Source organism: Terriglobus sp. TAA 43 (assembly GCF_000800015.1).
Taxonomy (GTDB): domain Bacteria; phylum Acidobacteriota; class Terriglobia; order Terriglobales; family Acidobacteriaceae; genus Terriglobus.
The window spans coordinates 1,703,931-1,728,546 of the sequence record NZ_JUGR01000001.1; the positions used below are offsets into that span (position 1 = coordinate 1,703,931).

The 24,616-nt window shown below is 59.0% G+C and carries 21 protein-coding genes; 9 read left to right on the forward strand and 12 right to left on the reverse strand.

All coding sequences use genetic code 11. The features are described from left to right. Positions 1 to 16: 16 nt before the first annotated feature. The 5 genes from M504_RS07125 to M504_RS21160 all read left to right on the forward strand — a co-directional run bounded on the left by M504_RS07125 (position 17) and on the right by M504_RS21160 (position 6,235). The gene (locus M504_RS07125) at positions 17 to 1,699 is read left to right on the forward strand and encodes a glycosyltransferase family 39 protein (RefSeq protein ID WP_047489536.1); all 1,683 of its coding nucleotides are present in this window, start codon (positions 17 to 19) and stop codon (positions 1,697 to 1,699) included. An 8-nt stretch (positions 1,700 to 1,707) separates the two neighbouring features. Further along, positions 1,708 to 3,282 (forward strand): tetratricopeptide repeat protein, encoded by a 1,575-nt coding sequence (locus tag M504_RS07130; RefSeq protein ID WP_047489541.1) that lies wholly within the window; start codon positions 1,708 to 1,710, stop codon positions 3,280 to 3,282. Continuing rightward, the gene (locus M504_RS21155) at positions 3,279 to 4,616 is read left to right on the forward strand and encodes a nodulation protein NfeD (RefSeq protein WP_052200491.1); all 1,338 of its coding nucleotides are present in this window, start codon (positions 3,279 to 3,281) and stop codon (positions 4,614 to 4,616) included. The genes M504_RS07130 and M504_RS21155 overlap by 4 nt, the downstream gene beginning before the upstream one ends. Before the next feature lie 113 nt (positions 4,617 to 4,729). Continuing rightward, positions 4,730 to 5,422 (forward strand): outer membrane beta-barrel protein, encoded by a 693-nt coding sequence (locus M504_RS07140; protein ID WP_047489544.1) that lies wholly within the window; start codon positions 4,730 to 4,732, stop codon positions 5,420 to 5,422. 33 nt (positions 5,423 to 5,455) lie between these two features. After that, positions 5,456 to 6,235, forward strand: a complete 780-nt coding sequence (locus M504_RS21160) for an SPOR domain-containing protein (RefSeq protein WP_052200492.1) — start codon at positions 5,456 to 5,458, stop codon at positions 6,233 to 6,235. Between the two features lie 75 nt (positions 6,236 to 6,310). Here the strand turns inward: M504_RS21160 and M504_RS07150 are convergent, their stop codons facing one another. Genes M504_RS07150 through M504_RS07190 form a run of 9 tightly spaced genes read right to left on the reverse strand, consistent with a single transcriptional unit; the run spans position 6,311 to position 15,691 of the window. Further along, positions 6,311 to 7,030, reverse strand: a complete 720-nt coding sequence (locus tag M504_RS07150) for a 1-acyl-sn-glycerol-3-phosphate acyltransferase (protein ID WP_047489547.1) — start codon at positions 7,028 to 7,030, stop codon at positions 6,311 to 6,313. Between the two features lies 1 nt (position 7,031). After that, on the reverse strand, positions 7,032 to 8,450 hold the full coding sequence (gene mpl / locus M504_RS07155; RefSeq protein ID WP_047489551.1) for a UDP-N-acetylmuramate:L-alanyl-gamma-D-glutamyl-meso-diaminopimelate ligase: 1,419 nt from the start codon (positions 8,448 to 8,450) through the stop codon (positions 7,032 to 7,034). Between the two features lie 4 nt (positions 8,451 to 8,454). Further along, positions 8,455 to 9,399 carry an LD-carboxypeptidase gene (locus M504_RS07160; protein WP_047489555.1) on the reverse strand — a complete coding sequence of 315 codons (945 nt, stop codon included), beginning with the start codon at positions 9,397 to 9,399 and terminating at the stop codon, positions 8,455 to 8,457. Next, complete coding sequence (gene dapF, locus M504_RS07165; RefSeq protein ID WP_047489558.1) at positions 9,396 to 10,208, reverse strand: diaminopimelate epimerase; 813 nt, start codon at positions 10,206 to 10,208, stop codon at positions 9,396 to 9,398. The genes M504_RS07160 and dapF overlap by 4 nt, the downstream gene beginning before the upstream one ends. Next, positions 10,205 to 11,962, reverse strand: a complete 1,758-nt coding sequence (locus tag M504_RS07170) for a hypothetical protein (protein WP_047489561.1) — start codon at positions 11,960 to 11,962, stop codon at positions 10,205 to 10,207. Before M504_RS07170 ends, dapF begins: the two co-directional genes overlap by 4 nt. Beyond that, a complete protein-coding gene (locus tag M504_RS07175) occupies positions 11,952 to 12,893 on the reverse strand; it encodes a PfkB family carbohydrate kinase (protein ID WP_047489564.1) in 942 nt (313 codons plus the stop codon). Before M504_RS07175 ends, M504_RS07170 begins: the two co-directional genes overlap by 11 nt. Before the next feature lie 4 nt (positions 12,894 to 12,897). Then, complete coding sequence (locus tag M504_RS07180; protein WP_047489570.1) at positions 12,898 to 13,224, reverse strand: hypothetical protein; 327 nt, start codon at positions 13,222 to 13,224, stop codon at positions 12,898 to 12,900. Continuing rightward, on the reverse strand, positions 13,224 to 14,090 hold the full coding sequence (gene mtnP, locus M504_RS07185) for an S-methyl-5'-thioadenosine phosphorylase (RefSeq protein ID WP_047489573.1): 867 nt from the start codon (positions 14,088 to 14,090) through the stop codon (positions 13,224 to 13,226). Before mtnP ends, M504_RS07180 begins: the two co-directional genes overlap by 1 nt. 29 nt (positions 14,091 to 14,119) lie before the next feature. Then, positions 14,120 to 15,691, reverse strand: a complete 1,572-nt coding sequence (locus tag M504_RS07190; RefSeq protein ID WP_052200493.1) for a hypothetical protein — start codon at positions 15,689 to 15,691, stop codon at positions 14,120 to 14,122. A 123-nt stretch (positions 15,692 to 15,814) separates the two neighbouring features. Between M504_RS07190 and M504_RS07195 the strand changes: the two genes are divergently transcribed. The 4 genes from M504_RS07195 to M504_RS07210 all read left to right on the forward strand — a co-directional run bounded on the left by M504_RS07195 (position 15,815) and on the right by M504_RS07210 (position 19,483). After that, positions 15,815 to 16,795 carry a folate-binding protein YgfZ gene (locus tag M504_RS07195; RefSeq protein WP_232296198.1) on the forward strand — a complete coding sequence of 327 codons (981 nt, stop codon included), beginning with the start codon at positions 15,815 to 15,817 and terminating at the stop codon, positions 16,793 to 16,795. A gap of 33 nt (positions 16,796 to 16,828) precedes the next feature. Beyond that, on the forward strand, positions 16,829 to 17,626 hold the full coding sequence (locus tag M504_RS07200; RefSeq protein ID WP_047489576.1) for a DUF1844 domain-containing protein: 798 nt from the start codon (positions 16,829 to 16,831) through the stop codon (positions 17,624 to 17,626). A gap of 121 nt (positions 17,627 to 17,747) precedes the next feature. Further along, positions 17,748 to 18,530, forward strand: coding sequence for an MBL fold metallo-hydrolase (locus tag M504_RS07205; RefSeq protein ID WP_052200819.1), 783 nt, complete (start codon positions 17,748 to 17,750; stop codon positions 18,528 to 18,530). Next, positions 18,527 to 19,483: a bifunctional riboflavin kinase/FAD synthetase gene (locus M504_RS07210; protein ID WP_047489583.1), complete on the forward strand. Its 957-nt coding sequence runs from the start codon at positions 18,527 to 18,529 to the stop codon at positions 19,481 to 19,483. The genes M504_RS07205 and M504_RS07210 overlap by 4 nt, the downstream gene beginning before the upstream one ends. Here M504_RS07210 and M504_RS07215 read toward each other — a convergent pair. The 3 genes from M504_RS07215 to M504_RS07225 all read right to left on the reverse strand — a co-directional run bounded on the left by M504_RS07215 (position 19,480) and on the right by M504_RS07225 (position 24,552). Next, entirely contained in the window at positions 19,480 to 20,394 is a 915-nt protein-coding gene (locus M504_RS07215; RefSeq protein WP_047489587.1) for a sugar phosphate isomerase/epimerase, read from the reverse strand. The two genes, M504_RS07210 and M504_RS07215, sit on opposite strands and share 4 nt — an antisense overlap. A gap of 61 nt (positions 20,395 to 20,455) precedes the next feature. Next, positions 20,456 to 23,083, reverse strand: coding sequence for a penicillin-binding protein 1A (locus tag M504_RS07220; RefSeq protein WP_052200494.1), 2,628 nt, complete (start codon positions 23,081 to 23,083; stop codon positions 20,456 to 20,458). 194 nt (positions 23,084 to 23,277) lie between these two features. Then, positions 23,278 to 24,552: a S41 family peptidase gene (locus M504_RS07225; protein ID WP_047489589.1), complete on the reverse strand. Its 1,275-nt coding sequence runs from the start codon at positions 24,550 to 24,552 to the stop codon at positions 23,278 to 23,280. Positions 24,553 to 24,616: the final 64 nt, after the last annotated feature.

The following is a 24,616-nucleotide window of genomic DNA, read 5'->3' on the forward strand; positions in this document are numbered from 1 at the left end:
ACGGAGCGAAGAGCAAGTGACACGCAGGACGGACGCACAGGAACGCGCGCCGATCTCTGTCACGAGTCTCTTCGCTCCTGTGTTTGCAGTGGTTACTCTGCTGCACCTTACGCTGCTTCGCCTGCCCTACTTCTGGGATGAAGGTGGCTATTACATTCCTGCAGCGTGGGACTTTTTCCGTTTAGGCACAGTCATTCCCGTGACTACGGTGCGCAATGCGCATCCTCCTCTGCCGAGCGTTGTGATGGCGGCGTGGTGGAAGATTTTCGGCTTTCACATTCTTTCGACACGTTTGTTGATGTGCGTGGTCACGACGTTTGCGCTGCTGGCTGTGTTCAAGCTGGCACGCATGTTCGTGGGGCAGGCCGCGGCGTTTGCTGTGCTGGTGCTTACGGCGATTTATCCAGTCTGGTTTGCGCAGAGCACACTGGCGCATGCGGATATGTTTGCTGCCGCGTTTACGCTGTGGGCGCTTTGTTTTTATGCGGATCGGCCGGGATGGACCTTATCTCGTTCGCATAATTCTGTTGGTCATAATGCGGTGTGGGTTGCCGTGCTGTTTTCGCTGGATTGCATGGCGAAGGAAACGGCGATTGTTATACCGGCGGCGCTGTTTTGTTTTGAGTTGATGCTGCTGGCGGATCGTCGGCCCGCGGTGATGGCTCGCATCCACGGAGATGCTTTACCGGAAGATGCAGAGCGGCCTCATCGATTGGACTGGCGATGGTTGCTGGCGCTTGTTGCTCCGGCGTTGGTGCTGGTGCTTTGGTACGTGTATCACCACTGGAAGACGGGCTTCACGTTCGGGAATCCCGAATATCTGCGCTACAACGCTACGGCGAATATGTCGGTGGCACGAGTGCTTTCGTCGTTGCGGCATCGGATGGTGCATCTGACAACGCACATGAATCTTTTCCTGCCGGTGATAGCAGCCGTTGTGATTTTTCTGCTGCCTTCGCGAACAGGCAAACCGATTCTTCCAAAACCTGCGTTGCGCATGATTGCGGTGTTGCTGGTGGTGCAGTGGGTTGCGTTCTCCGTTCTTGGCGGAGCGCTGCTGACGCGGTATGTGCTGCCTGCGTATCCGCTGTTGTTGATGGCATGTGTGGCGGCATGGCAGAGCCGGACGCGGCATTGGCCGCTGATTGCCGGGTTATCGTTGATTGCGTTTGGCATTGGGTGCGAAGTGAATCCGCCGTATCCGTTTGCGCCGGAAGATAACCTGGCGTATCGCGACATGATTGTGGTTCACCAGCATGCGATTGATTTTGTGACGAAGCGTTATCCGCAGGCGACCGTGCTGACGGCTTGGCCGGTGCTGGCGGACTTGCAGCGGCCTGAGTTGGGTTATCTCAAAGCGCCGATGAAGACGGCGGCTGTCGACAATTTTTCGCGTGAAGAGTTGCGTAAGGCCACGGTGGACCCCGGTGCGTATGACGTGGTGATTGTGTTTTCCACAAAGTATGACCCGCCGGTGGGTGGTTTGAACCTGGCCGGGCATAGTCGGGATGATGACAAACGTTTCTATGACTGGCACGCTGACCTGTTGCCAGCGGAGGCCGCTGCGATGCTGCATGGGCAGGTTGTTTGGGAGGAAGATCGCAAGGGCGAGTGGGCTGCGGTGATCACGTTCCCGCGCGGCTATGATGTGCGCTTACGACTTCCGTTTCGCGGCATGGGTGGGGGCCGACAACTATAATCCTGCCTATGCGTCTGACCTCATTCAGCCGGATTGCTCTTGTGGCTGTTGCCACCGTTGTTCCGGCCTTTGCGGCGCAAGCCCAGGAGGAAGCGGGCGGGCGTGTGGTGCTGGTGCTGCCGTTTGATAACCGTTCCGGACAGGCGAATCTGGATTGGATTGGCGAGTCGTTTGCCAACACGTTGAACGCACGACTACGGTCGGCTGGCTTCCTTACCATTTCTCGTGATGACCGCGTGTATGCGTTGGATCACCTTGGATTGCCGGAAGGCTTTCGGCCTTCACGCGCTACGACGATCCGTATTGCACAGACGCTGGACGCGCAGTTTGTGGTGGTGGGCAGCTTCAACGTTGCCGATGGAACTGTGACTGCGGGTGCGCAAGTGCTGGCCGTCAACAAGCTGAACATGACTACGCCGCTGGAACAGAGTGCGGGGCTGCCGCGGCTGCTGGATGTGGAGAACAACCTGGCGTGGTTGGTGGCGCGCACGATGGACCCGAAGTTCAACGTGTCGCAGACGACGTTTGAGGCGGCATCGGCGGGGCTGAAGTTGGATGCGTATGAGAGCTATATCCGCGGGCTTACGGCTCCTACTGCGGATGAACGTTTGAATCGCCTGAAGACGGCTGTGCAGCTTGCGCCAGACAACACCGATGCCCTGCTGGCGCTGGGCAAGATGCAGTACACACGCGGCGATTATGAAGCTGCCGCGGCGACGCTGGGCAAGGTGCCGTCGAATGATCCGCTGGCACTGGAGGCAGGTTTCTATCGTGGACTGGCTCAGTTCAACAGCGCGAAGTATGCCGATGCTGAGGCCGCGTTTGCCACGGTGAGCACCAAGCTTCCGCTGCCGGAAGTGGTGAATAACCAGGGCGTGGCGATGGCTCGTCAACACAAAGACGGCATTGGACAACTGTCTCGAGCTTCGCAGGCTGACCCACAGGATGCGGATTACCACTTCAATCTCGCGGTCAGCTATCGGCGCAAGGGCGATAACGTTCACGCCAAGGAACAGATTGATCAGGCGGTGAAGCTGCGTCCGAACGATGCGGATGCAAAACAGCTTCAGGCAGTGATTGGCGGGACGCAGCAGGCACCTGCAGGATTTGATCCGCAGGAACGTATTCGTCGCACGTATTCTGAAGCGGCGTTCCGGCAGGCGGCATTTCAGTTGGACCAGATTCGTGCGGCGCACCTTGCTTCGTTGCCCGTAGATCAGCAGGCCGCCGCTTATACGCAGGCGGGACAGGATTATCTGAACCAGGGCCTGGTGCTGGAGGCGGAACGCGAGTTCCAGTCGGCACTGCAGGCTGATCCGAAGTCGTCAGAGGCGCATGTGGGGCTGGCGATGGTGCGGGAACGTTCTGGCAATGCCGACGATGCACGCAAGGAAGCGCAGGCAAGTTTGAATGCCAAGCCGAATGCCGCCGCATACCTGGTATTGGCGCGATTGGATATCAGCGTGAATAACAACGTGGCTGCTGCTTCAGATGTGGGCAATGCTTTGCGATTGGAACCACAGAACGGATCGGCATTGGCGATGAAAAATCTGCTGGCAGGACGTGGGGTGTCGCTGCCATGAAGCGATTTGTTCTGCTGCTCCTGATGCTGTCGTCTGTTTTGCACCTTCACGGTGCTCAACCGCCGAAGTTGCCACCTCCACCGCGTGTGATCGTGATTGAGTTTCATGACACTCTGCAGCCGGCTCGGGCTGAGGTGTTCGTGAAATCCGTGAGACGCGCGAACCGGTTGCGTGCAGCCGCGATTCTGGTGAATCTGAGTTCGCCGGGAGGAATGAGTGAGTCCGCAGATCGCATGGTGGCGGCGATGCGGAGTTCGCAGACACCGATCATTGTGTGGCTTGGCGCCGGGGATAGCCGGGTGAGCGGAGAGGCGCTGCGCCTGGTGGCGGAGGCCGATGTGGCCTTGATGGATAAGACTAGTTATCTGACTCCGTTGTGGACAGAGACGCCCCGCAAACTGCGTCCACAGGAGAGGTCCGCAGGAAGCAAGCGGCTTACCCTGGCGCTGGTGGATGCTCAGCGTCGGCATGGGCGACGACTGGATGGTGTGGATGAACTGAGCAGCGGCATTCACTGGTTCAACGCGACCGATGCGCTGCAAATGGGCTTGATTGATGGCGTGGCAGAAAAACAGGCGGATGTATTTCGCTTTCTCCGCGACAAGGGATATCGAAAGAACGGCACGAGCACGACGCTGGACCTGACTCACGCTCGCGTGGAATCCGATTGGCCATCGCCCCAGACGGATCTGCTGCTTGCCCTGATGAACCCCAACCTGTGTGTTTTGCTGCTGACGCTGGGGCTGTTGCTGATTTACCTGGAGATTAATACGCCCGGCGTGGTTGTTCCGGGAGCAGCAGGTGTCCTACTGGTTCTGCTGGCGGTGTATTCCCTGTCGCGGCTGCCGCTGACAGGCTACGGTATGTCGCTGTGCCTTGTTGCGATTACGCTGATGATGCTGGAAGCGAAGAGCATCCGACATGGATGGTTCGCGACAGCAGCTGTTATCTGCATGGTGGTGGGACTGGCCGGGCTGGTCAACGGCCCACTTCCGGAACTGCAGGTAAGCTGGGCGACTGCAATTGGAGCAGGTGTCGGATTCGGGGGCGTTACCGCCGCTTTGTTGGTGCTGGGCCTGGAGGCCCGGCGCTCCAAGGTGCGAACTGGATCAGACGCCATGCTGGGATGGCTGGCTATCGCACAAACGCCATTGGCTCCGGAAGGCCACGTTCTGGTGCGCGGGGAGCTCTGGCAGGCGCGCCTGACCTCAAAAGATAGTGCCGTAGCAGCAGGCGACCACGTGAAGGTGCTGCGCGCCGACGGCATGTTGCTGGAGGTAACGGCCGTCCCCCTTGCTTCCAGCCTGGACCGACAAGCGACGGAAAATGTCTGACGTAATTCCGGCGGTTCCGGCTTCCATCCTGCGGAACCAGACCAGATCCGGCTGGCTTCGCGTAAACTGAAAACATCCGGTGAACATACGCCCGGCCGAGGTTTTGCTGTCTGATGCCAAAGCGGTTTGCAACTCTACTGATTGCTCTTCTGTCCCTTTCTCCGGCGCTGTCTCACGCGCAGGACACCCAGCCCACCGCCACCCGCACGAGCAAGTTTCTCGCGCACTTTGATCTTGGCGTTTCCGGCATGGCCTTCTTCACGAAGGATGTCAGCGGCTCGATCACCAGCAATGCTCCCAATGTTCCCTACAACCTGACGCAGAGCGCAAGCACCGCAGCCGGTGTGCTGGCAACGATCCGCGCGCAGAAGTCGGCTTATAAGGGATTGGAATTCAACTACAGCTATGGCCGTGTGACGCAGAGCTATACCTGCTGCAACCTGAACGCCAGCACAGGTGCCAACAGCGGTCCGTTTGCCACGCAGACAACGGCCCACGAATACACACTCGGCTACCTGGTCCGGCCTCCGCATGAATTCTTCGGAGTGCAGCCGTTCATCAGTGGCGGTGCGGGTGTGTACTCGTTCACGCCGACGAAGTTTGGCGGCCAGAGCCTGCAAACACAGGCACGCATGACGTACTACTATCACGTGGGTGGCGAGAAGATGTTCTCGGACCACTTTGGCTTCCGCTTTGGCATTCGCCAGCTGTTCTACAAGGCTCCCGACTTCGACCAGAACTACCTGCGTATCAAGAAGACCACCTTCACCACGGAACCTGAAGCGGGAATTTTCGTACACTTCTAACGCGGTAGAAATTCCTGCGAAAGGCAATCGGCGATGAGTTCCCTGTTCGATACGGATGACGATATTTCTCTCCGCACCCGCCGTGGTGCGGAGGATCGCAGCCGCGAACGTTCCGTGGAAATGGCCGATCACTCGCCCGCGGATCGTGAAGTGACGTTGAACACCGGAACGGTGCTGGCGCTGTTCTTTGCACTGGCACTTATCTGCGCCGTCTTCTTCGGCTTTGGCTACTCGATGGGCCGCAAGTCCACGCAGGCGCCGGTGACCGCAGCGAATTCCACTGCGACCGACAGCTCCGCGGACGACGCGGCATCGCATAGTTCCGCGTCAGACAAGCCTGCTCCTGGGTCGCCAGCAATTCAGCCTGTGCCGGGATACATGTCGCAGCAAGAAGCGAACGATGCGAACGGCAAGTCGACCCAGAATGTTGCTACGGCTCCCGCTCGTACGGCTGTTGTGACGCCTGCTGCTCCGGCTCCTACGCGTCCGGCTGTTGCAACAACGACTCCTGCGCCTGCACCTGTTGTGCGAACCACCCCGCCTCCAGCAGTTCCTACTCCGGCAGCGGCTCCTGTAACAACCGCTGCTGCTGCGCCTGGCTCAGTGTTTGTGCAGATTGCTGCCGTCTCACACCAGGAAGATGCTGACGTGCTGAAGAGCGCGCTGGGGCGTCGCGGATACAAGGTGGTGGAACGCAGCGACGCGAACGATCACCTGATCCATGTGCAGATTGGTCCGTTCACGGATCGTAAGTCTGCAGAAGTTACGCGGCAGAAGCTGCTGTCCGACGGCTACAACGCATTCCTGAAATAGCACTTCGTGCGTGTTCCTGGCTGGAAGGAATGCCCTGGTTTCCTGCTGAGTTCGTGGGTTATTCCGTTTGTCAGCTTATTCGGTTTCTAGTGGCTTCATGGAGTCTGGCAACGCGCTGATAATGCGTCGCCGTACCTCTGCAACCATTTCAGCGCGATTGGGGTAGTCAGCGGGATCGACCGGCGGCAGGAAGGTGACCTTCGCGACGCCTGGATAGACCCTTGAGCTGCCCTTCTGCATCATGGATTCCGTGCCGACGATGGCCACAGGAACAATCGGTGCACCGGTGGATTGAGCGAAGTGGAATGGGCCTGCTTTGAACGCTTGCAGACGGCCAGTCTTTGAACGTGTGCCTTCCGCAAAGATGAGCATCGATAGGCCGCCACGAATCACCTGTTCGGCGTAACGAGCCGTGCGCACTGCGGCTTCACGGCCACCTTCGCGGTAGACCGGTACGAACTTCGCCATCTCCCATGCTTTGCCTAGCACGGGGATTTTGAGGAGTTCCGCCTTCAACATGATGCTGGGTGTACCGGGAATGAGCGGCACCATGATTGGCGGATCAAGATTGGAGATGTGATTGGGCACGAAGATGGCCGCGCCTTCGGGAATGTTTTCGCGTCCGTGCTGTTCTACTTTGATTCCCGCTGCGCGAATGCCCGCTGCGGAGATCCATTTGCCCACGCGATACATGGGCTGAATCTTCTTCGTGAGGAACGTCCATGGGATGAGGACGAGGCCCGCCGGGATACCGAGCCCGGCGAAGGTGATGACCATTTTGAATGCGGCCCACATATTAACGAGACCTCAGGGCTGCGGGCAGCTTGTTGTAAATGTCGCCGAAACCGCCGTTGGAAAGGATAGCTACGACATCGCCGCTTTGCAGCGAGGATGCGAGTTCCGTGGTGATGGCAGCTGCATCGGGCAACAGTGTGGCCGGGACGCCTGCGATGTTCAATGCACCAACTACAGCAGCGGGATGTAGGCGCTCTTCCGCGGGGATGTTGCCGGATTGATAGACCTCTGCGAGCACGACGCGATCAGCAATTGCAAGGCTTTCAACAAGCTCGCGCTCGAAGACGTTGCGGCGTAGTGTGTTGGAGCGTGGCTCGAGTACAGCCACCAGGCGACGGCCTGGGTACGATCCGCGCAGAGCTCGCAGCGTTTCACGAATGGCCGTGGGGTGATGTGCGAAGTCGTCGATGATAGTTATGCCATCGATCTCGGCGCGCACTTCCAGGCGACGCTTGACGCTGCGGAAGGTTTTGAGCCCTTCGATGATGGCGGCAGCGGGAACGCCCTGTCCTGCTGCGAGTGCGGCGGCGGCGGACGCGTTCAACGCGTTGTGTTCGCCTGCCATGGGGAGTTCGAGGTCTACGAAGTGTTCGCCCTGCCGCAGTAGTGTCCAGCGCGAGGTAGCTCCGGCCTGGAAGTTGGTTAGTTTCCAGAACGAACCTTCTTTAAATCCGTAGCGCTCTACCGGGCAGAAGGCTTTGGCGATGCACTCAGTTACGTTTTCGCTGCCGTCAAAAGCGATCAATCGTCCACTGCGGGGAATGAGATTGACCAGACGCTTGAATGCCGTTTTAACAGCGGCGAGATCGGCGTAGATGTCTGCGTGGTCAAACTCGACGTGTGTGAGGATGGCCGCAGATGGGAAGTAATGTAGGAACTTGGGGCCTTTATCGAAGAACGCCGTATCGTATTCGTCGCCTTCGAGGATGAAGGGAGATGACTCGCGTACGGCGAAGCTGGCGCCGAAGTTCTCTGCGACTCCACCGATCAAGAACGATGGGGTGAACTGCGGATCGAGCTTCGATGCAGTCTCGTAAATCCACGCGAGCATGCTGGTGGTTGTTGTTTTGCCGTGCGTGCCACTGACGACGAGTGGCTCGCGATTGCGCAGGAATTCATCGTGAATGAGTGCGGCCATGCTGGTGAATGGCAAGCGGCGATCAAGCACCGCTTCAAGTTCCACGTTGCCGCGCGAGATGGCGTTGCCAATGACGACGAGGTCTGGTGTGGGGTCGAGATGCGCTTCGTTGTAGGGCTGCAGGGGCGTGATGCCCATGGCGAGCAGTTGGTCGCTCATGGGCGGATACGCTGCTGCATCTGAGCCTGTGATGCGGTGACCCTGCGCCTGCAACATGCCTGCGAGTGATGCCATGGCCGTGCCGCAGATGCCGATGAGATGGATGTGTTTCGTTCCTTGCATTTCCTTACTCCACCGCTGATTCCAATATCTGCAACTCTGCGGCTTCGGCGCAGGTGAGGCGTACCTTCACGCCCAGCGGTAACGTCACGTTGGGCGCATTCACATGGCCGCACTGCAGACCGATAGCGATTGGGCCTTTCCAGTTGCGAAGATTGTGCAGCAATGCCTTTTCAATCAGCGCAGCTTCTTCTGCATCTGCTGCGCATTGTGCCATGTCGCCAAAGACGATGCCTTTCACGCGATCAAGCAAGCCAGCGTATTGCAGATGCAGCATCATGCGATCCCACTGATAGGGGTGCGTGCCGACTTCTTCGACGAAGAGGATGATATCGCCTTCCGGCATCTGCATGGCCCACGGTGTTCCGAGGGATTCTGTCAGAAGCGCGAGGCATCCACAGTACAGCGTGCCTTCTACTGTTTCGCCGCTGCGAAGAACACGCATGCCTTCGCGTTCATTCAGCGACCACGGCTGTGTCTGCTCTAAGGCATGACGCCATGAGTGCAGATCGACGCCGTCTGCAAGCACGTCGCCGCGTGCGAAGTCTGGCGAGATCATGGGACCGTAAAACGTCTGCAGGCCGCAGGTTTGCGCGAACCATAGATGGAGAGTGGTGTGATCGCTGAATCCGATGAAGGGTTTTGGATTGGCTTTGACTAATTCTGCATCGAGATGCGGCAGAAGTTCTGCTGTACCCCACCCACCGCGTGTGCAGATGATGGCTTCGATCGCGGGATCGCTGAAGGCATCGTGAAGGTCTTTTACGCGTGCAGCAACGTCACCTGCGTAATAGAGCGGCCCGGATGCGAGTGCGGATGGAAACAGCACTGGCTCGTAACGAAGCGATGCGAAGCGCTCCATGCCGAGTCGCACCAATGGTTCTTTTGGCGTGCTGGCGGGCGACACGATGGCAACGCGCGCGCCTGCTTTCAATCGTGCAGGACGAATCACGCTTCCATCCCCTGCAGGCTGACTTCGCCTTTGCAGACGATCTGCGCAGGGCCAGTGAGCATTAACTGCTCGCCTTCATTCCATACGACTCGCTGCGCACCACCGAGAGATGATGCTTCGAGTGTGCGATTGCATCCACGCAGAACGATGCTGGCCGCAGACGATGCTGATGTTCCTGTGCCGGAGGATTGCGTGGGGCCGACGCCGCGCTCGAAGATGCGGAATGCGATTTCGTTGGGAGCGATGACGCGCACAAACTCGACGTTGGTTCCTTTAGGGAAGTCCTTGTGCGTGCAGATGCGTGCTCCGAGGTCTTCCCATGTGAGACCGTGTGAGGCGAAGGTTTCGTCGTTGGTGAAGATGACGAAGTGAGGATTGCCTACATCGACAACTGCGCCAGCGATATCGCCGACACCTTCGACGTGGACGATGCGTTCTTCGACTTTGGGAATGCCCATGGACGTTTCAATGAGGAAGTGTTCTTCGTTGCACTCGATGACGCGGCAGATTTTTTCACCGCCGGGTGTGCCCATCTTTGTTTCGCGAAGACCTTCGTTGAAGCCGAGCCATGCAGCCACGCAACGTGTGCCGTTGCCAGAGAGTTCTGCTTCCGAGCCGTCTGCGTTGAAGAGGCGTAAGAAGAAAGAGCCGTCAGACTTGCGTGCAAGGAACTCCACGCCGTCTGCGCCCACGCTGTAATTGCGCGAGCACAGCAGGCGCGCCATCTGCGCGTGTTTGCCGTTGGCAAGCGTCTCTTCGACGACTAAGAAATCGTTGCCGCACGCATGCGCTTTTACAAACGGAATCACTGAACGCCTCCCTGATACACATCGCTGCGATAGAAACGCGCGCAGCCCTGGCCACTGTTGCAGACCACTTCAATTTCGCTGAGACCTTCGGGGTGTGCGGCGACTGCTTTCGCTACGGGATCACCATCGATGGCGACGATGACCTTGGCATACTTTGCAGGTGCCTCGGCTGCCTTGTTGAAGGTCTCGGAATCCAGCGGGCTGATGAGACGCTTGAGAGGAATGCCTGCGTCCTGAATCGCGCCGATGTGGTCGTTGGTGTTGAACATGATGGTGTCGCCTGGGCCGATGCGCAACATCTCCTGCGCAAGCGTTCTCTCAAACGGGATGCGCGTGGATGCGTTGACCATGCCTTCCTGGAAGACCAGCGGCGGCGCGCTGAGCCACTTGGGAATCTTCGCGTCTTCACCGCGAACCTTCTGCAACAAGTTGCCGAAGCTGCCCATCATGGCGATCATGTTTAAGAGGATGGCGACGAGCACGAGGAAGAAGAAGATGTCGGCCTTCTTCTTGCTTTGTGTGCGGAGTTTGCGCTCCACGGCAGCGCATGCGATTGCGGTGAAGATCGCGAAGACTGGCAGGAGTTCCATGCCGTAACGCGAGTTGTAATACGAACCCGGATACAACTGCGGCACGAAGAGGGGCACGCTGCCCCATGCGATGGAGTAGATGTAAAACGGCAACGGCACCCACAGCAGAAGCACCACACGAGAGAGTCGCTGCTTCCACGCGAGATACGAACCAATGATGGCTGTGGCGAGAACGCCAAAGCCGAGTTCGTATGCGACTGCATCCACTTGTGCGGCACGTGTGAAGTAGATGAAGGCCCAGCCGGGGTTGTACATGCCGCGACGCGGCTTCGATCCCGGTGGCGTGGTCTTTGCTTCGATGGCCTTTGCGGAATATGGTCCGCGCATGAAGTCGAGCCAGTCGCCCTGATACTTGGCGTTGTACCAGAACCAGAGGACGGGGCCAGCGACGGTGATGAGCGTCAGCACGATGAACGAAGTCTGCGTGGCTTTGCGTGTGGCTTCGCCGGAACGCCACCATGCGATGGCGAGTACGAGCCAGATGGCTGCGCCGAGGATCCATCCGTCGTAGCGCGTCATGACCATGGTGAAGGTGAGGATGCCACTGATGATGAAGCGCCACTTCACACTGCGAATCTTTGCGGCTTGCAGGGCTTCCACTGCTTCATACGCGACGACGATGGACCAGACCATGAGCGCGAGGAACAGCGGCTCTGTCATGGCGGTGGGGGCCAGGGACATCAGGGTCGGATTGAGTGCGAAGAAAGCCGTTGCAGCGAATGCCCAGGGTGGAGGAACCAGCTTGCGTGCGAGCGCATAACAGCCGGTGTTCGCAAGGGCGTATGCGGCAAGCGAAGGCCATGCACCAGCGACACCGTTCTGCCACCAATCCATGCGTTGCACAAACGGCAGCATGAGCAGATGCGGTAGTGGCAACCACACACCGCCGAGTTGCGCGATGCCGGGATAATGCGCGTCGAGGATGCGGCGTGCGATGCCGAGATGCGCTACGGCATCGCCATACAGCAACATCCATCCGCGCGATGCAACGACCATCAACGCGAGGAAGCCAAGCACAACCGAGGCCAGCGCGATGGGTCGTAACTCATCGCGCGTGGCTGGGTAGACAGCATTTGGATCGTATGGGCGACGCGGCACAACGCTCTTGCGCACGATGGTGCGAGGCGAACGCAACGGCTGGCCCGGAATGGATTTACGCGGCATCGAGATCCAGGTGCGAGATTTCGCGGAACAGTTTAAAACGTGCTTCGATCTCTTCGCGCGTAAGTTCCTGCACGCGTTCAGAGCCGAACTTTTCTACAGCGAATGAACCCATTACGCCGCCGTAAAACAGCGCCGTGCGGAAGACGCGAGGCGTGAGCTCCGGCTGCGATGCGATGTAACCGAAGAAGCCGCCGGCGAACATGTCGCCTGCGCCTGTGGGGTCTACCACTTCTTCAATGGGTAGTGCCGGAGCACGGAAGGGTACGGTGTTCATGGCGCCGGGGAACGAACGATCGCAGAAGAAAGCCGTTGCGCCGTATTCACCATGCTTGATGACGAGCGACTTGGGGCCCATCTCCATCACCTTCTTCGCAGCGGTTACGAGGTTGTGTTCGCCGGTAAGGAGGCGGGCTTCGCCGTCGTTGATGACGAGAACGTCGAGCTCTGCGATGGTCTTGAGCAGGTTCGCTTTGTGGTCTGCGATCCAGTAGTTCATGGTGTCGCCTGCGACGAGCTTTGCATCGGGGAACTGCTGGCGCACGCGGAGTTGCAGCGTAGGTTCGATGTTGGCGAGGAAGAGATAGTCGGAGGACTTGTAGCTTTCGGGGACCTTGGGATCGAAGCTGCCGAAGACGTTCAGCTCTGTGTTGAGCGTGATGGCTTCGCTCATGGCGCCTTTGTATTCACCGGTCCAGTGGAAAGAGAGGCCGTCCGCATGTTCTATGCCGGTGGTGTCGATGCCGTGCTTGGTGAGGGTGGCTTCATGCTCTGCGGTGAAGTCGTTACCGACTACGCCGATGACCTTCACGTCGGTGAAGAAACGAGCGCTTTGCGCGAAGTGGTACGCAGCACCGCCCTGGATACGAGCACGATGCTCCTTCGGTGTGGTCAACGTATCGAACGCTACTGAACCAACTACAACAATCGACATATTTCTATTTCAAATCCTTCCATCGAAATACTGGTCTGACTTCGCTGTGAACCCTAGTCACGAGATAACAGAAGCCGTACATAATCGCCGTGTTTAAGAGGAAACCCAAGGCCAACGCTAGATTTTCCCGCCCGACTGGAACAATGCCATCCATCAGCGAATTACCACCGCCGACAAGAAACATAAGTACCCAACCCGGTGCAAAGAACGGAACCAGCGGGATATACCATCCCCTGTCCACATCAGGAAATGACACCACGAGCGCTGTTACAGCGACCTCTAAAACAAAGGCTATAAGCAGCAACTTAAAGCGCTTCGCGGTGGTCATCATTAGCCTTCGTACTTATCCAGGAAGATGGCCAGCTTCTCGCGTGTGGCTGCGGGGATGACCTTCTTGTCAGTCATGATGGCGAACTTCAGTGCAGAGGCTACGGGAGTGTTGCTGTTGTCCTTGGGCAGCGCTTTGACTGCGCCCTTCAGCACTTCCTGCGCGTTCTTAGTGTTGGCGTGGATGACTTGCACGATCTGATCGACGGTGACGTCGTCATGGCTTTCGTGCCAGCAGTCGTAGTCCGTGACCATGGCGAGTGTGGCGTAGCTGATCTCAGCTTCGCGGGCCAGCTTGGCTTCCTGCAAGTTGGTCATACCGATGACGTCTGCGCCCCATGAGCGGTACAGGTTCGATTCGGCGCGCGTGCTGAACTGCGGGCCTTCCATGTTGATGTACGTGCCGCCGAGCTTGCCTACGACGCCTGCTTCCTTACAGCCCTGTTCGAATGCCTTGGCTGCAACGGAGCAGATCGGATCGCCGAACGCTACGTGACCGACGATGCCGTCGCCGAAGAAGGTGGCGTTGCGTGCGAAGGTGCGGTCAATGAACTGGTCGGGGATGACGAAGTCAGTAGGCTTGTGCTCTTCCTTCAGCGATCCCACTGCGGAGATGGACAGGATGAAGCTGACGCCAAGCTTCTTCATGGCGTAGATGTTGGCGCGGAAGTTCAGCTCCGTGGGGAGGATGCGGTGACCGCGGCCGTGGCGTGCGAGGAACGCAACCTTACGACCTTCCAACGTGCCCAGCACGATGGTTTCTGATGGGTCGCCGAAGGGCGTCTCCACCTTGATTTCCGTGGTGTCCGTCAATCCCGGCATGTTGTATAAACCGCTGCCGCCGATGATGCCGATCTCTGCCTGTGCCAATGTGTTCTCCAAATGGTTATGTAACAAAACTATTTATGCGATGCCGTGCGCATCCCGTAATCGAGTGCTGCTTTCGGGATGCCGGGCATCAAGTTGCGCAAACCTGAGGTGAGTTCGTGCATGGGTTGCTCCGATGCCTGTTGCAACGGGCCGTGTCCCTGCACTTCGCGATAGAGCGTTTCCAGCTTCTTCGCGGTGTCGCGGTCAAAGCCTTCGCTGAGGAAGACGCCGCCGCCTGCATCCAGTGAGAGCCAAACGTCGCCCTCTTCCGTGGAGAAGAGGAGATGATCGTCGTCGCCGTTGGGGATATCTACCTGCTTCAACGAGCGATACTTGCGCGGAAGCTGGCTGGCGTAAATCTTCAGGAACGAACGAGCGGAATCCTGATTCTTCCACTGCGAGTAATACACGATGCCGATGGAGGATGGCGAGGCTTTATCTGCCCCCGTCTTCTTCTGCGCTGCGTAGTAGATGCCGCCATTCCATGCGACTGCGAGCGGGTCAGCCATGGCGCGGCCACCGAAGAGTTCCGTGATGATGCGAACGTCGAGTTCGCCCATGACGCCTACGTCATACGGGTCCCAATCCTTGTCGAGCAACGTATGCACGTTGGGCATGGTGAGCACTGGGACTGGTGTTTTTGCCATGTAGACCTCAGGGTGCATGACCTCATGCGACGACGTGGGCGGGCGATCGAGCGTGCCGGCGAAGGCTGCGTCCACTCCCTTTGCCTGCAGGATGGCCTGCTCAAACGCGAGGCCCTGGCCGTAGGGGAACAGCAGGGATTCCTGCAAGAGCAATGGGGCGCGCGACAGGACGGGTGAGCCGCTGGTGTCTGACGACATTTCGCGCACGCGTTCGCCAAATTCTGGCGCGTCTTTCAGCGTTTTGCCCATGGGCTGCAGTTCGTAATCGACGAAGACGGCCATGGCCTGGCCTTCGGTGACGGATTCGCGCGCGGTGGAGGCTTCGTCTAGCTGGATGTGTTCGTTGTCTTCGCGCACGTTTTTTGCGATGGCGGTGGGAGCGGGGCTGCCCCACTTTTCGAGCTTCACGCGGTCGTCCTGCACGGCGTGCGTGAGTTCGTGTGCGAGGACGGGCTTCTGCTCGTCGGGCTTGACCCAGTCGAGCATGTTTACCGTGCGCGTCTTGGGATCGTAGAAGGCGGCGACCTGTTCCGTGAGCAGGCTCAACAGGAAGGGCTGCAGGTGGAAGTCGCGCTCAATGAAGCCGAACTTCTTTAGCACCAGTTCGCTGCGCTGAAGGCGTTTGGCGCCTTCGTCTTCCTTCATGCGGTCCATCAACTCTTTATTGACTTCTGGGCGCGTGAGCAGGCGGCGTTTGACCGGGCGTGTGGCCTTCAGGTGCGAATCGGAGGCGACGAAGCCAATAACCTCGTCGACGCTCTTGAAGAGGTCGGCGGCCTGCGACTTGGTCATGTGGGTGTCGGCGTCGGACTGCGGTTTGGCGGTTTGGACGGGGGGTGGTGCTGGCGGCGGAGGCTGCACCTGTTGCGCATAGAACAGGGCCGGGGAAAGAACCACGGCAATCACGGCGAGCTTCGTCCAGGGGGCACTGCAGGCAGGCTTCAAGTCAGTCACAACTCCGCATGTCCGCGGGCGTACAGGCAGCTTCACCGTCGCGGAACCTATAATCCAGTGTACGGGCAAGTGGGCCAGTTTGGCCGCACCGAACCGCTTGCCGAAGTGTGCCTTATGCAGGAAATGACGACTCTTAGCGCAGTTGACCAACTCCAGGCCTTTCGCACCGGCGCAGGCTTGGCTTCGCTTGCCGCCGGATGGATTGCCGTGACCGGCAGCGACCGCGTGCGGTGGCTGAATGGCATGGTGACGAACTCCGTGCAGGCGCTGACGCCCGGCGAGGGTGCGTACAGCTTTTTGCTGAGCGCGCAGGGGCGTATTCAGGGCGACCTGATGATCTGGGCCAAGCCCGATCTGCTGTTGCTGGAGACCAGCCCGGAGCAGGTGGAAAACATTGTGGCGCTGCTGGACCGGTTCATCATCATGGACGATGTGGAACTGAGCGATGAAAGCGCCCTGTGGCACGGCATGCTGGTGGCGGGACCGCAGGCAGCGGAAAAACTGACCGCAGCGGGTGTTGCCGTGCGTGCGACGAAGCTGTTGAAGAAGCTGGCGGTTCCCTACGCGGGCGGCGATGTTCAGGTGGTGTGCACTTACAGCCCACTGGTGCCGCGTTTTGAGATTTGGTCGCGTAATGCCGCTGTGCTGGAGCAGTTGCGTGCGGCACTGGTGCAGGATGGCGCTGCCGTGTGCGATGCAGAAGGACTTGAGTTGCTGCGCATTGCCGAAGGCACTCCGCGCTACGGCACCGATATCCGCGATCGCGATTTGCCGCAGGAGACGAACCAGACGCGCGCCCTGCACTTTAACAAGGGCTGCTACCTGGGACAGGAAATTGTGGAACGCATCCGTTCGCGCGGCAATGTTCACCGCACGTTTACCAGTTTTGCTTTGACTGGTGACGTACCCGCGCCGGGAACGCCTTTGGAGGCGGAAGGAAAACCGGTGGGTGAACTGACTTCAGTGGCCACTTCAGAGATTGACGGCCGACGATTAGCCCTTGGATTTATTCGCCGCGAAGCATTGGATCGTGGCCTTGCGATAACCTACGCCGGCGGAGTTGCGGTGCAGGCAAACGCGTTGGAAACTGCCACAACACCTTAAAGATTTTTACGATCCCCGAAAGAGACACGACCCATGTCTGAGAACGAACAAAATAAGCCCTTTGTGATTAACGACCGTCGCAAATTTCGCATGGACGGCGAACCCGTAGAGCCTCGCCCGGAAGAGCCTGTTGCAGAGACCGCAGCGCCAGAAGCTGAGGCCGCGACGCCGGAACCGACTCCTGCAGTGAACAAGGAGCCCATTCCCTTCCCGGTGCGCGACGCTGCTGCTGCATCGAACTCCGCACACACGGTAACGCCGGTGCCGGAGCCTGCAGAAGAAGAAGTTGCTGCGGAAGCCGCGGCTGCCGGCGAAGAAGAGGGCAAGCTGCCGCCGCCGACCGCTGAAGAGATGGAGCAGGTGCGCTCCGCGTATGAAGCCACGGCGGAACGCATTGAGACGATGATGCGGTCGCAGAACCTGGGCGCGGAGCACTTGCCGCCCATGGACTTCTCGCAACTGGTGCAGTCCATCTACATGTCAGCCATGATTCAGCTTGGTGCGGGGACGCAGCAGGGGCAGCAGGCACGTGTGGATCTGCTGGGTGCGAAGCAGAGCGTGGATATGCTCTCGGTGATCGAAGAGAAGACTGCTGGCAACCTGACGGAGCAAGAGAAGAATCTGCTGAACTCCGCGCTGTTTGAGCTGCGCATGGGCTTCCTGGAGATTACGCAGTTGCTGGCGCGCCAGGCGCAGTCGCGGCAGACCACGCCTCCTCCTCCGGGAACGCCTTCGGGTGGCGGGTTCAGCGGTGGCGGTGGTGGCTTCAGTGGTGGTGGCGGATTTGGTGGCGGTGGTTTCAGCGGTGGCGGACCGAAGATCGTTCGCTAGGCTGGAACATCCTATCTGCATTGATCTTTGTTAGCCGAGAAGGAACGGAACGATCGTCGAGCAAGAGCCAAACGTAGTAGCACCCGACGCCGAGTTGCTTTTTCTTGGCACAGGCACGTCTATGGGCGTGCCCACTTTGGGTTGTCCGTGTGACGTATGCGCGTCGACCGATCCGCGCAACAATCGGACACGGTCATCGATTGCGCTGCGGTATGACGATGCAGAAGGCACGGAGCGGACTGTGCTGGTGGATACCGGGCAGGAGTTCCGCATGCAGGCGTTGCGCTTTGGCGTGAATCACGTGGATGCCGTGCTGTACACACATGGCCATGCGGATCACGTGCTGGGCTTTGACGATCTGCGTCCGCTGACGTTTGGGAAAGATGCGAACATGCCGCTGTATGCGGACGATTCCACTGCGGATGTCATCGAACGCATCTTCGACTACACCTTTCGCAAGAGGGATCGCTATCCCACGAGCGCGCGTGTGGACCTGCACCGGTTGAGTGATGAGCCGGGCACGACGATTGAGTTGTTTGGCGCAACGATCGAGCGGGTTCCAGTGCTGCATGGGCGGCATGAAATTGCGGGATATCGCTTTGGTTCGCTTGCCTACCTGACAGACATGAGCGATCTGCCAGAGCAGTCGTATGAGAGGCTGCAGGGGCTGGACGTAGTGATCCTGGACGCGCTGCGACGCGAGCCGCATCCCAGCCACTCGCACCTGGAGAAGTCCATTGCGATTGCACAGCGCATTGGCGCGAAGCAGACATACTTCACGCACATCTCGCACGACCTGGATCATTGGCCAACGGAAGCGGAATTGCCTGAGAGCATTCACCTGGCTTATGACGGCTTGCGGCTTCCCTTTCGCATTCACACGAACAACGAGGCCGCGCAGTGAACATCTATCGCAGCCTTGCGGAAGTGCCCGCTGACATTGGTCCAACGGTTGTAACCATTGGCAATTTTGATGGTGTTCATTGCGGTCATCAGACAGTGATTCGCGAAGTGATTGCGCGAGCGCATGCGCTGCATGCGAAGGCCGTGCTGGTAACGCTTGATCCGCATCCCGCTCGCGTGCTGCGCCCCGAACGCAAACTGCAACTGATTACGCCTACGGATGTGAAGCTGGAGTTGCTGGAGAAGACCGGGCTGGATGCGGTGTTGCTGCTGCCCTTTACGCGTGAGTTTGCAGCGACCAGTGCGAAGGACTTCTGCACTGCGGTACTACGCGATACGTTGCATGCTGTGGAAGTGTACGAGGGCGAGAACTTCCGCTTTGGCTCAGGTGCGGAGGCGGATACGCATTCGCTGGAAGCGCTGGGACAGAAGCTTGGATTCACTGCAAAGACCTTTGCTGCGATTGAATCAGGCCGCACGAGTATCTCTTCCAGCCGCATTCGTCATGCCGTTGCAGAAGGCGATATGGCTGCGACGCGGCACATGTTGGGTCGCGAGTTCTTTGTGGATTCAACGCCTGCGCGTGGACGTGGATATGGCACAAAGTATGCCGTACCGACGATTAACCTTGCCGCGTATGACAATCTTTTGCCCGCGCATGGTGTGTACATCACCGATCTGCGGATTGGTGATGAGAGCTTCGAGGGTGTGACAAACATTGGCAATCGGCCTACGTTTGGTGCGGATTCGTTTGCCGTGGAGACGTACCTGCTGCGCTTTCATCCTGTCGATCTGACGGAAGAGACGCCGCTGCGGATGACGTTTCATAAGCGTCTTCGCAGTGAGCAGAAGTTTGCTGATCCTGAGGCGTTGAAGGCGCAGATCTTCAAGGACGTGGCGCGCGCAGAGCGATGGTTTGCACTGCGGCGCGCGCTGTCCACCAACGTCCGCTAGAAGATGCTTTGTAAATACTTGTAGTCAATTGCGGCTGCTTCGAGTGGCGTGTGACCGGTCATGGGCGGATCCTGCTCGACGAAGAAATGCTGTACTCCTGCAGTGCGCGCTGCAGCGATTACCGGTTTGTAGTCGATGTGGCCTTCACCGAGTTGCGTGGGATGAGGCATCCCCGGGCCGCCCATTACCGTGGTGACCTTGGTCGATGCCGGGAAGTCCTTTACGTGAATCACGCGATACCGCTTGGGAAAACGACGGAAGTAGTCCACGGGATTCGCACCCGCTGTAATCATCCATCCGCAATCGAGTTCGAACTGCACCAGCGCGGGGTTTGTCTCAGCCAACAGGATTTCGTAGCCCGTCTTGCCGTCGCCCAGATCACGAAACTCGTGTGCGTGGTTGTGATACGCGAACTGGACGCCAGCTTTTTGCGACTGCTCGCCGATGCGGTTGGCAAGTTCTGCGATCTTCTTGAAGTCGTCTGCGGTGAGCTTGTTCAGTTTGTCCAGAACACCCGCCATGCCTGCGGTGGGCGCTTCAGGCAACAGGATGGAGCTTGCAGCGTAAGGTACGCGGAGATCGTTTGCCTGTTGCAGGATTTTGGCCGTGTCTTCAAAGCCGAACTGAAGATGAGCCGCAGGACACTTCAGGCCATTCTCATCAATGAGCGCGCGCAGTGCTTTGGGTGTGAGCTTGGCGAAGCCTGAGACCTCAACCTCGTCGTAGCCGATGGCCTTTACCTGCTTCAGTGTGCCTGCGGGATCCTGAGTCAGTACCGCGCCGACGGTGTAGAGTTCCAGCCCGATTGGACTGCTCTCCGCGGCCCACGCGGTGTTCGATCGCGATAGAGAAAGCGCAGCCACCGATGCTGCTTGTACCAGGAATGTTCTGCGGGAATGCTGAAGCGTCACGTTTGTCCCCTTCGATAGCGCACCCAATCGTACACGTGGATCGAAAGGGTGGACGAACGAGCTAACGGGGTGGAGGCGAGCTTCCGCCTGCGGGGGACGGCCCTTTTTGCAGCAGTGGTCCGCTGTAGGGCTTGTATGGGCCTACGGGCGAGGCGACGTAGCCCTTTGCCGGCGCGGTGGGCTTGGCGGGTGTCTTTGTTGCGGGTGCATCATCCGGCATGGTCTCGTTCGAGTTATCTGCAGGCGGTGTATCGCGCACAACCGGAGCGGGTTTCGCTGCGGGTTTTGCGTTGTCGCCAGAGTCGTCGGAGTCGTCATCCGAATCGTCGTTCGGGGCTACGGGCTTCTTCACGACGGGTGCTGCGTTGTCTGTGGATTCGGTCGTTGCGTCGACTGCGAGCGCCTTCTTCGCGGCGGTTGGGAACTGCTCATTCGGCGACCGTGCGATGGCGACCTTCATGAAGTCGATCCACATGGGCAGCGCGGCTCGTGCGCCGGTTTCTTTCTCGCCGAGTGTGCGGCGGGGATCATCAAAACCGATCCATGTGCCACATGTGACGGAGGGAGAAAAGCCGAGGAACCACGCGTCGGTATAGCTATTGGTTGTTCCCGTTTTGCCACCGATCGGATGTTTCAGCACAGCGCCTGCCTGGGCTGCCGTGCCGAATTGCGGCACAGCTTTCAGCAGCGTCATCATGGTGCGCGCGGTCTCAACGCTGATAACTTCCTTCACCTGCGGCGAGACCTGTTTCAGCGGCAATCCATCTGCCTGCACGATGCGGCGGATGACGTGCGGCTTGACGAGGATGCCGTCGTTGGGGAAGACAGAGTATGCGCCGACCTGCTCTGACAACTTGATGCCCGCAGAGCCGATGGCCACCGGCAGGAACGCGGGGATGTTCGACGTGACGCCGAAGCGATGCGCCACTTCAATGACCTTGCGGATGCCAACCTGATTCGCGAGCTTGAGTGCGGGGATGTTTCGCGACTCCGCGAAGGCGTTGAGAATGGTCATTGGTCCAGCGTAGTTCGGCTCGTAGTTATGCGGCGTGTACGGGCCGTTGGGCGTGTAGAAGCTGGTGGGCGCGTCCACGATGATGTCTGTGGGCTTGGTGTGAAGCTGCTCAACCGCCGTGGTGTACACGTATGGCTTGAAGCTGGAGCCGGTCTGGCGTTCCGACTGCGTAGCGCGATTGAATTGCGACAGGTTGAAGTCGCGTCCACCAACCATGGCGAGCACGTCGCCATTGGAGTTATCCATGGCCATGAGCGACGCCTGAGCGCCAGAGTCCTGCTGCAGCGACGCGTGCATGGTGGCGGTACCGCTGGTGGCGTCTTCAATGCGGACGTAGGCGATGTCGCCTTTTTGCAGAAGCTTGTCACCATTGCCCATGGTGGTCCATGCCCAGTCGTTCGCAGTCATCTCTGCGTAACGTTTGCCGATGCGAACGATGACGCGGCGGGGTGTGGCTTCAATGACCAACGCGTGGAAGTATGCGCCGTTTTCAATCGAGTCCGTCCAGTCGGGATGCTGGTAGGTTTGCAGGTCGCCGTTGGTTTCGAAGATGTTGGTGAGTTTGCCCTTCCATCCGTGACGGCGTTCGTAGGCGGCTACGTTGTCGAGCACTGCCTTGTTCGCCACGGTTTGCAGGTCGAGGTCCATGGTGGTGTAGACCTTGAGGCCGGAGCCGTGAACGGCGTCGGCACCATACTCCTGTTCAAGCTGGCGGCGCACTTCTTCTACGAAGTAAGGAGCGATGGTGTTCGCAGGCGGCTCGATGTTGAGGCCCAGCGGTGCGGACTTTGCTTCCTGAAATTGCTGTTCGGTGATGAAGCCGTCGCCGAGCATTTCGCTGAGCACCAGGTTGCGGCGCTTGAGAGCGCGATCCGGATGGCGCACCGGCGAGTAGCTGCTGGGCCCCTTAGGGAGTGCCGCGAGCAATGCAGCCTCGGGCAGCGTGAGTTCCCTTGCCTTCTTGGAGAAGTAGTATTCGCTGCCCGCCTCAAACCCGTAGACGCCGCTGCCCAGATAGATCTGGTTGGCGTAGAGGGTGAAGATCTGTTCCTTGGTGAAGTGGCGTTCGATCTGGACAGAGAGCAGGATTTCCTGAATTTTGCGGCTCCACGTCTGATCGAGCGTCAGGAACAGGTTGCGCGCAAGCTGCATGGTGAGTGTGGATGCACCCTGACGGCGGCCCTTGGAACGCAGATCAACGTACGCCGCGCCGATGACGCGGAAGGGGTTTACGCCTGCGTTCTTGTCGAAGCTCTTGTCTTCGATGGAGAGAATGGCGTCGTGCAGCACCTTCGGGAAATCGTTGTAGGGGACGACAACGCGGCGCTCAAGAGCGAACGAGCCGATGGTGCGGCCGTGGATGTCGAGCAGCTCGGTCGTGGTGGCCGGGCGGTAATGCTCCAGGTCTTCCATCTGCGGCAGGTCGGCCGTGTTGACCAGCGTGAGGCCGACGAGCGAGCCGAAAACGGCCGAGCAGCCGAGCAGGCTGTAGAAGATGGCGCGGCGCGCCTTTGCCCTTGTGGGGAAGTACTTGTACCACCAGGTCCGCGCGTAGGGGACGCGTTTGGGGGGCCTGCCTCCGGATTGGGGCGGGCGCCACGGTCCCTTGCCGTTGCCGGGTGCGGACTTGCGATCGCTGGAGGACGGAGTTTCGCGAGTGAACAGGCTGGGCACGGCAATCCTAACGGTAGCACGGGGTGGCAGGCGTTTCCGAGTTGAACGAACGCGGAGGAAACACGTTCGTCAACGGCGTTTCGTGCCGATTTCGTATACCCAAGTGTGATGCGTTTTGCTCTCGTTCCGTCCCCGCAGCAAACAGAAAGAGGCAGGGATTCCCTGCCTCTTTCAGCCAAATTCTGTGGATATTTTTAAGCCGCTTTTGCCTTCAGGATGTCGAGCGCCTTGTTGAGCTGCTCGTCGATGTTGGCAGCGGGCTTGGCAACGGTGGTTGCGGCTGCGGCGGGCTTGGAGGAGTTCACCGTGGCGGTGCTGGCGGCTTCACTGTCGCCGTCTTCGTCGCCATCGGCCATTGCCAGTTCCTGAGCTGTGGCAACCGTGGTGGTGGGTGTCAGGCCTTCGTCCTGGTACTTCTTGCCGGAGGGCGTTTCAAACTTGGCCACAGAGAGGATGATGGCGCCGCCGTCGGCGAGTTCAAAGACGCGCTGCTGCGCGCCGTCGCCGTAGGTCTTTTCACCAACGAGTTCGCTGCGCTTGGAATCGAGTAGCGCCCCGGCGACGATCTCAGCCGCGCCCGCGGTGCCGCGATTCACCAGCGTAACCATGGGAGCCTTCTCGTTCACGGTCTTGCCGGGCTCTGCGGTGAAAGTCTGCTTGGCTACCTTCTGGCCTTCAAGCATGGCGATGGTGCCGGACTTGAGGAAGAGGTTGGCCAGACGGATGCCTTCGGCGTCGTCGCCCGAGGAAACGTCACGCAGATCGAGCAGGATCTTCTTGGAGTTGGTGCGACCCATGGCCTTCAGCTTCTGCTCCACCTGCTGCACGTGATCTTTGTCGATGATGCCGGGCTTGATGTAGAGGATGGAGCCGCCTTCATAGAAGACTTCGCCGGTTGAGGGGAGCGACGTGTCCGTACGTGTGAGCGTGAGCTTCTCCGGGGCGTTCTTCATGGGGCGGATCATGGAAAGCACAACCGGCGTCCCCTTTTCGCCACCCAGTGCCATCTGTACTTCTGCCAGCGACATTTCCATTGTGCTGCGATCGCCAATGGATTCAATACGATCGCCACTGTGGAGGCCAGCCTTGTCTGCCGGTCCGCCTGCGACCACCGAAATAACAGTAGCGATGCCGTAACGCTTGCCTACGTCGGCACCGATGCCCGCCTGCGGCTTGCCGACGTGCTCCTTGTATAGCTTGTACTCAGTCGGGGACAGGTAGCTGGATTCGGCGTCGAGCGACTCAAGAAGGCCGCGCATGGAGGCGTCGGTCACCTTGGGCATGTTGGGGTCGACCACGTAGTCAGACTGAATGTGGCGAAGGACTTCGCTGTAGACCTGCATCTGGCGATAGGCACCGTCCTGCGCCTGTCCGGACGCATGTACCCGACGCAGGTTTGCGCCCAGAAACATGGTGAGCAGCAGAACAGCGGAAACAGCCAGCGTGGAAATCTTGAGCGACTTCGGCATCAGGTAACGAACCCCTTACGAACAATGACCTACACCGGTTGGACGCAGCCCCGGTTCGGATAGC

Excerpts from the sequence above, each read along its gene's own strand:
- M504_RS07205 (WP_052200819.1), top strand. The coding sequence starts at position 17,748 with ATGGGCGTGCCCACTTTGGGTTGTCCGTGTGACGTATGCGCGTCGACC.
- M504_RS21155 (WP_052200491.1), top strand. The coding sequence starts at position 3,279 with ATGAAGCGATTTGTTCTGCTGCTCCTGATGCTGTCGTCTGTTTTGCAC.
- M504_RS07140 (WP_047489544.1), top strand. The coding sequence starts at position 4,730 with ATGCCAAAGCGGTTTGCAACTCTACTGATTGCTCTTCTGTCCCTTTCT.
- M504_RS07130 (WP_047489541.1), top strand. The coding sequence starts at position 1,708 with ATGCGTCTGACCTCATTCAGCCGGATTGCTCTTGTGGCTGTTGCCACC.
- M504_RS07150 (WP_047489547.1), bottom strand. The coding sequence starts at position 7,030 with ATGTGGGCCGCATTCAAAATGGTCATCACCTTCGCCGGGCTCGGTATC.
- M504_RS07195 (WP_232296198.1), top strand. The coding sequence starts at position 15,815 with ATGACGACTCTTAGCGCAGTTGACCAACTCCAGGCCTTTCGCACCGGC.
- M504_RS07175 (WP_047489564.1), bottom strand. The coding sequence starts at position 12,893 with ATGTCGATTGTTGTAGTTGGTTCAGTAGCGTTCGATACGTTGACCACA.
- mpl (WP_047489551.1), bottom strand. The coding sequence starts at position 8,450 with ATGCAAGGAACGAAACACATCCATCTCATCGGCATCTGCGGCACGGCC.
- M504_RS07180 (WP_047489570.1), bottom strand. The coding sequence starts at position 13,224 with ATGATGACCACCGCGAAGCGCTTTAAGTTGCTGCTTATAGCCTTTGTT.
- M504_RS07170 (WP_047489561.1), bottom strand. The coding sequence starts at position 11,962 with ATGCCGCGTAAATCCATTCCGGGCCAGCCGTTGCGTTCGCCTCGCACC.
- M504_RS07200 (WP_047489576.1), top strand. The coding sequence starts at position 16,829 with ATGTCTGAGAACGAACAAAATAAGCCCTTTGTGATTAACGACCGTCGC.
- M504_RS21160 (WP_052200492.1), top strand. The coding sequence starts at position 5,456 with ATGAGTTCCCTGTTCGATACGGATGACGATATTTCTCTCCGCACCCGC.
- M504_RS07225 (WP_047489589.1), bottom strand. The coding sequence starts at position 24,552 with ATGCCGAAGTCGCTCAAGATTTCCACGCTGGCTGTTTCCGCTGTTCTG.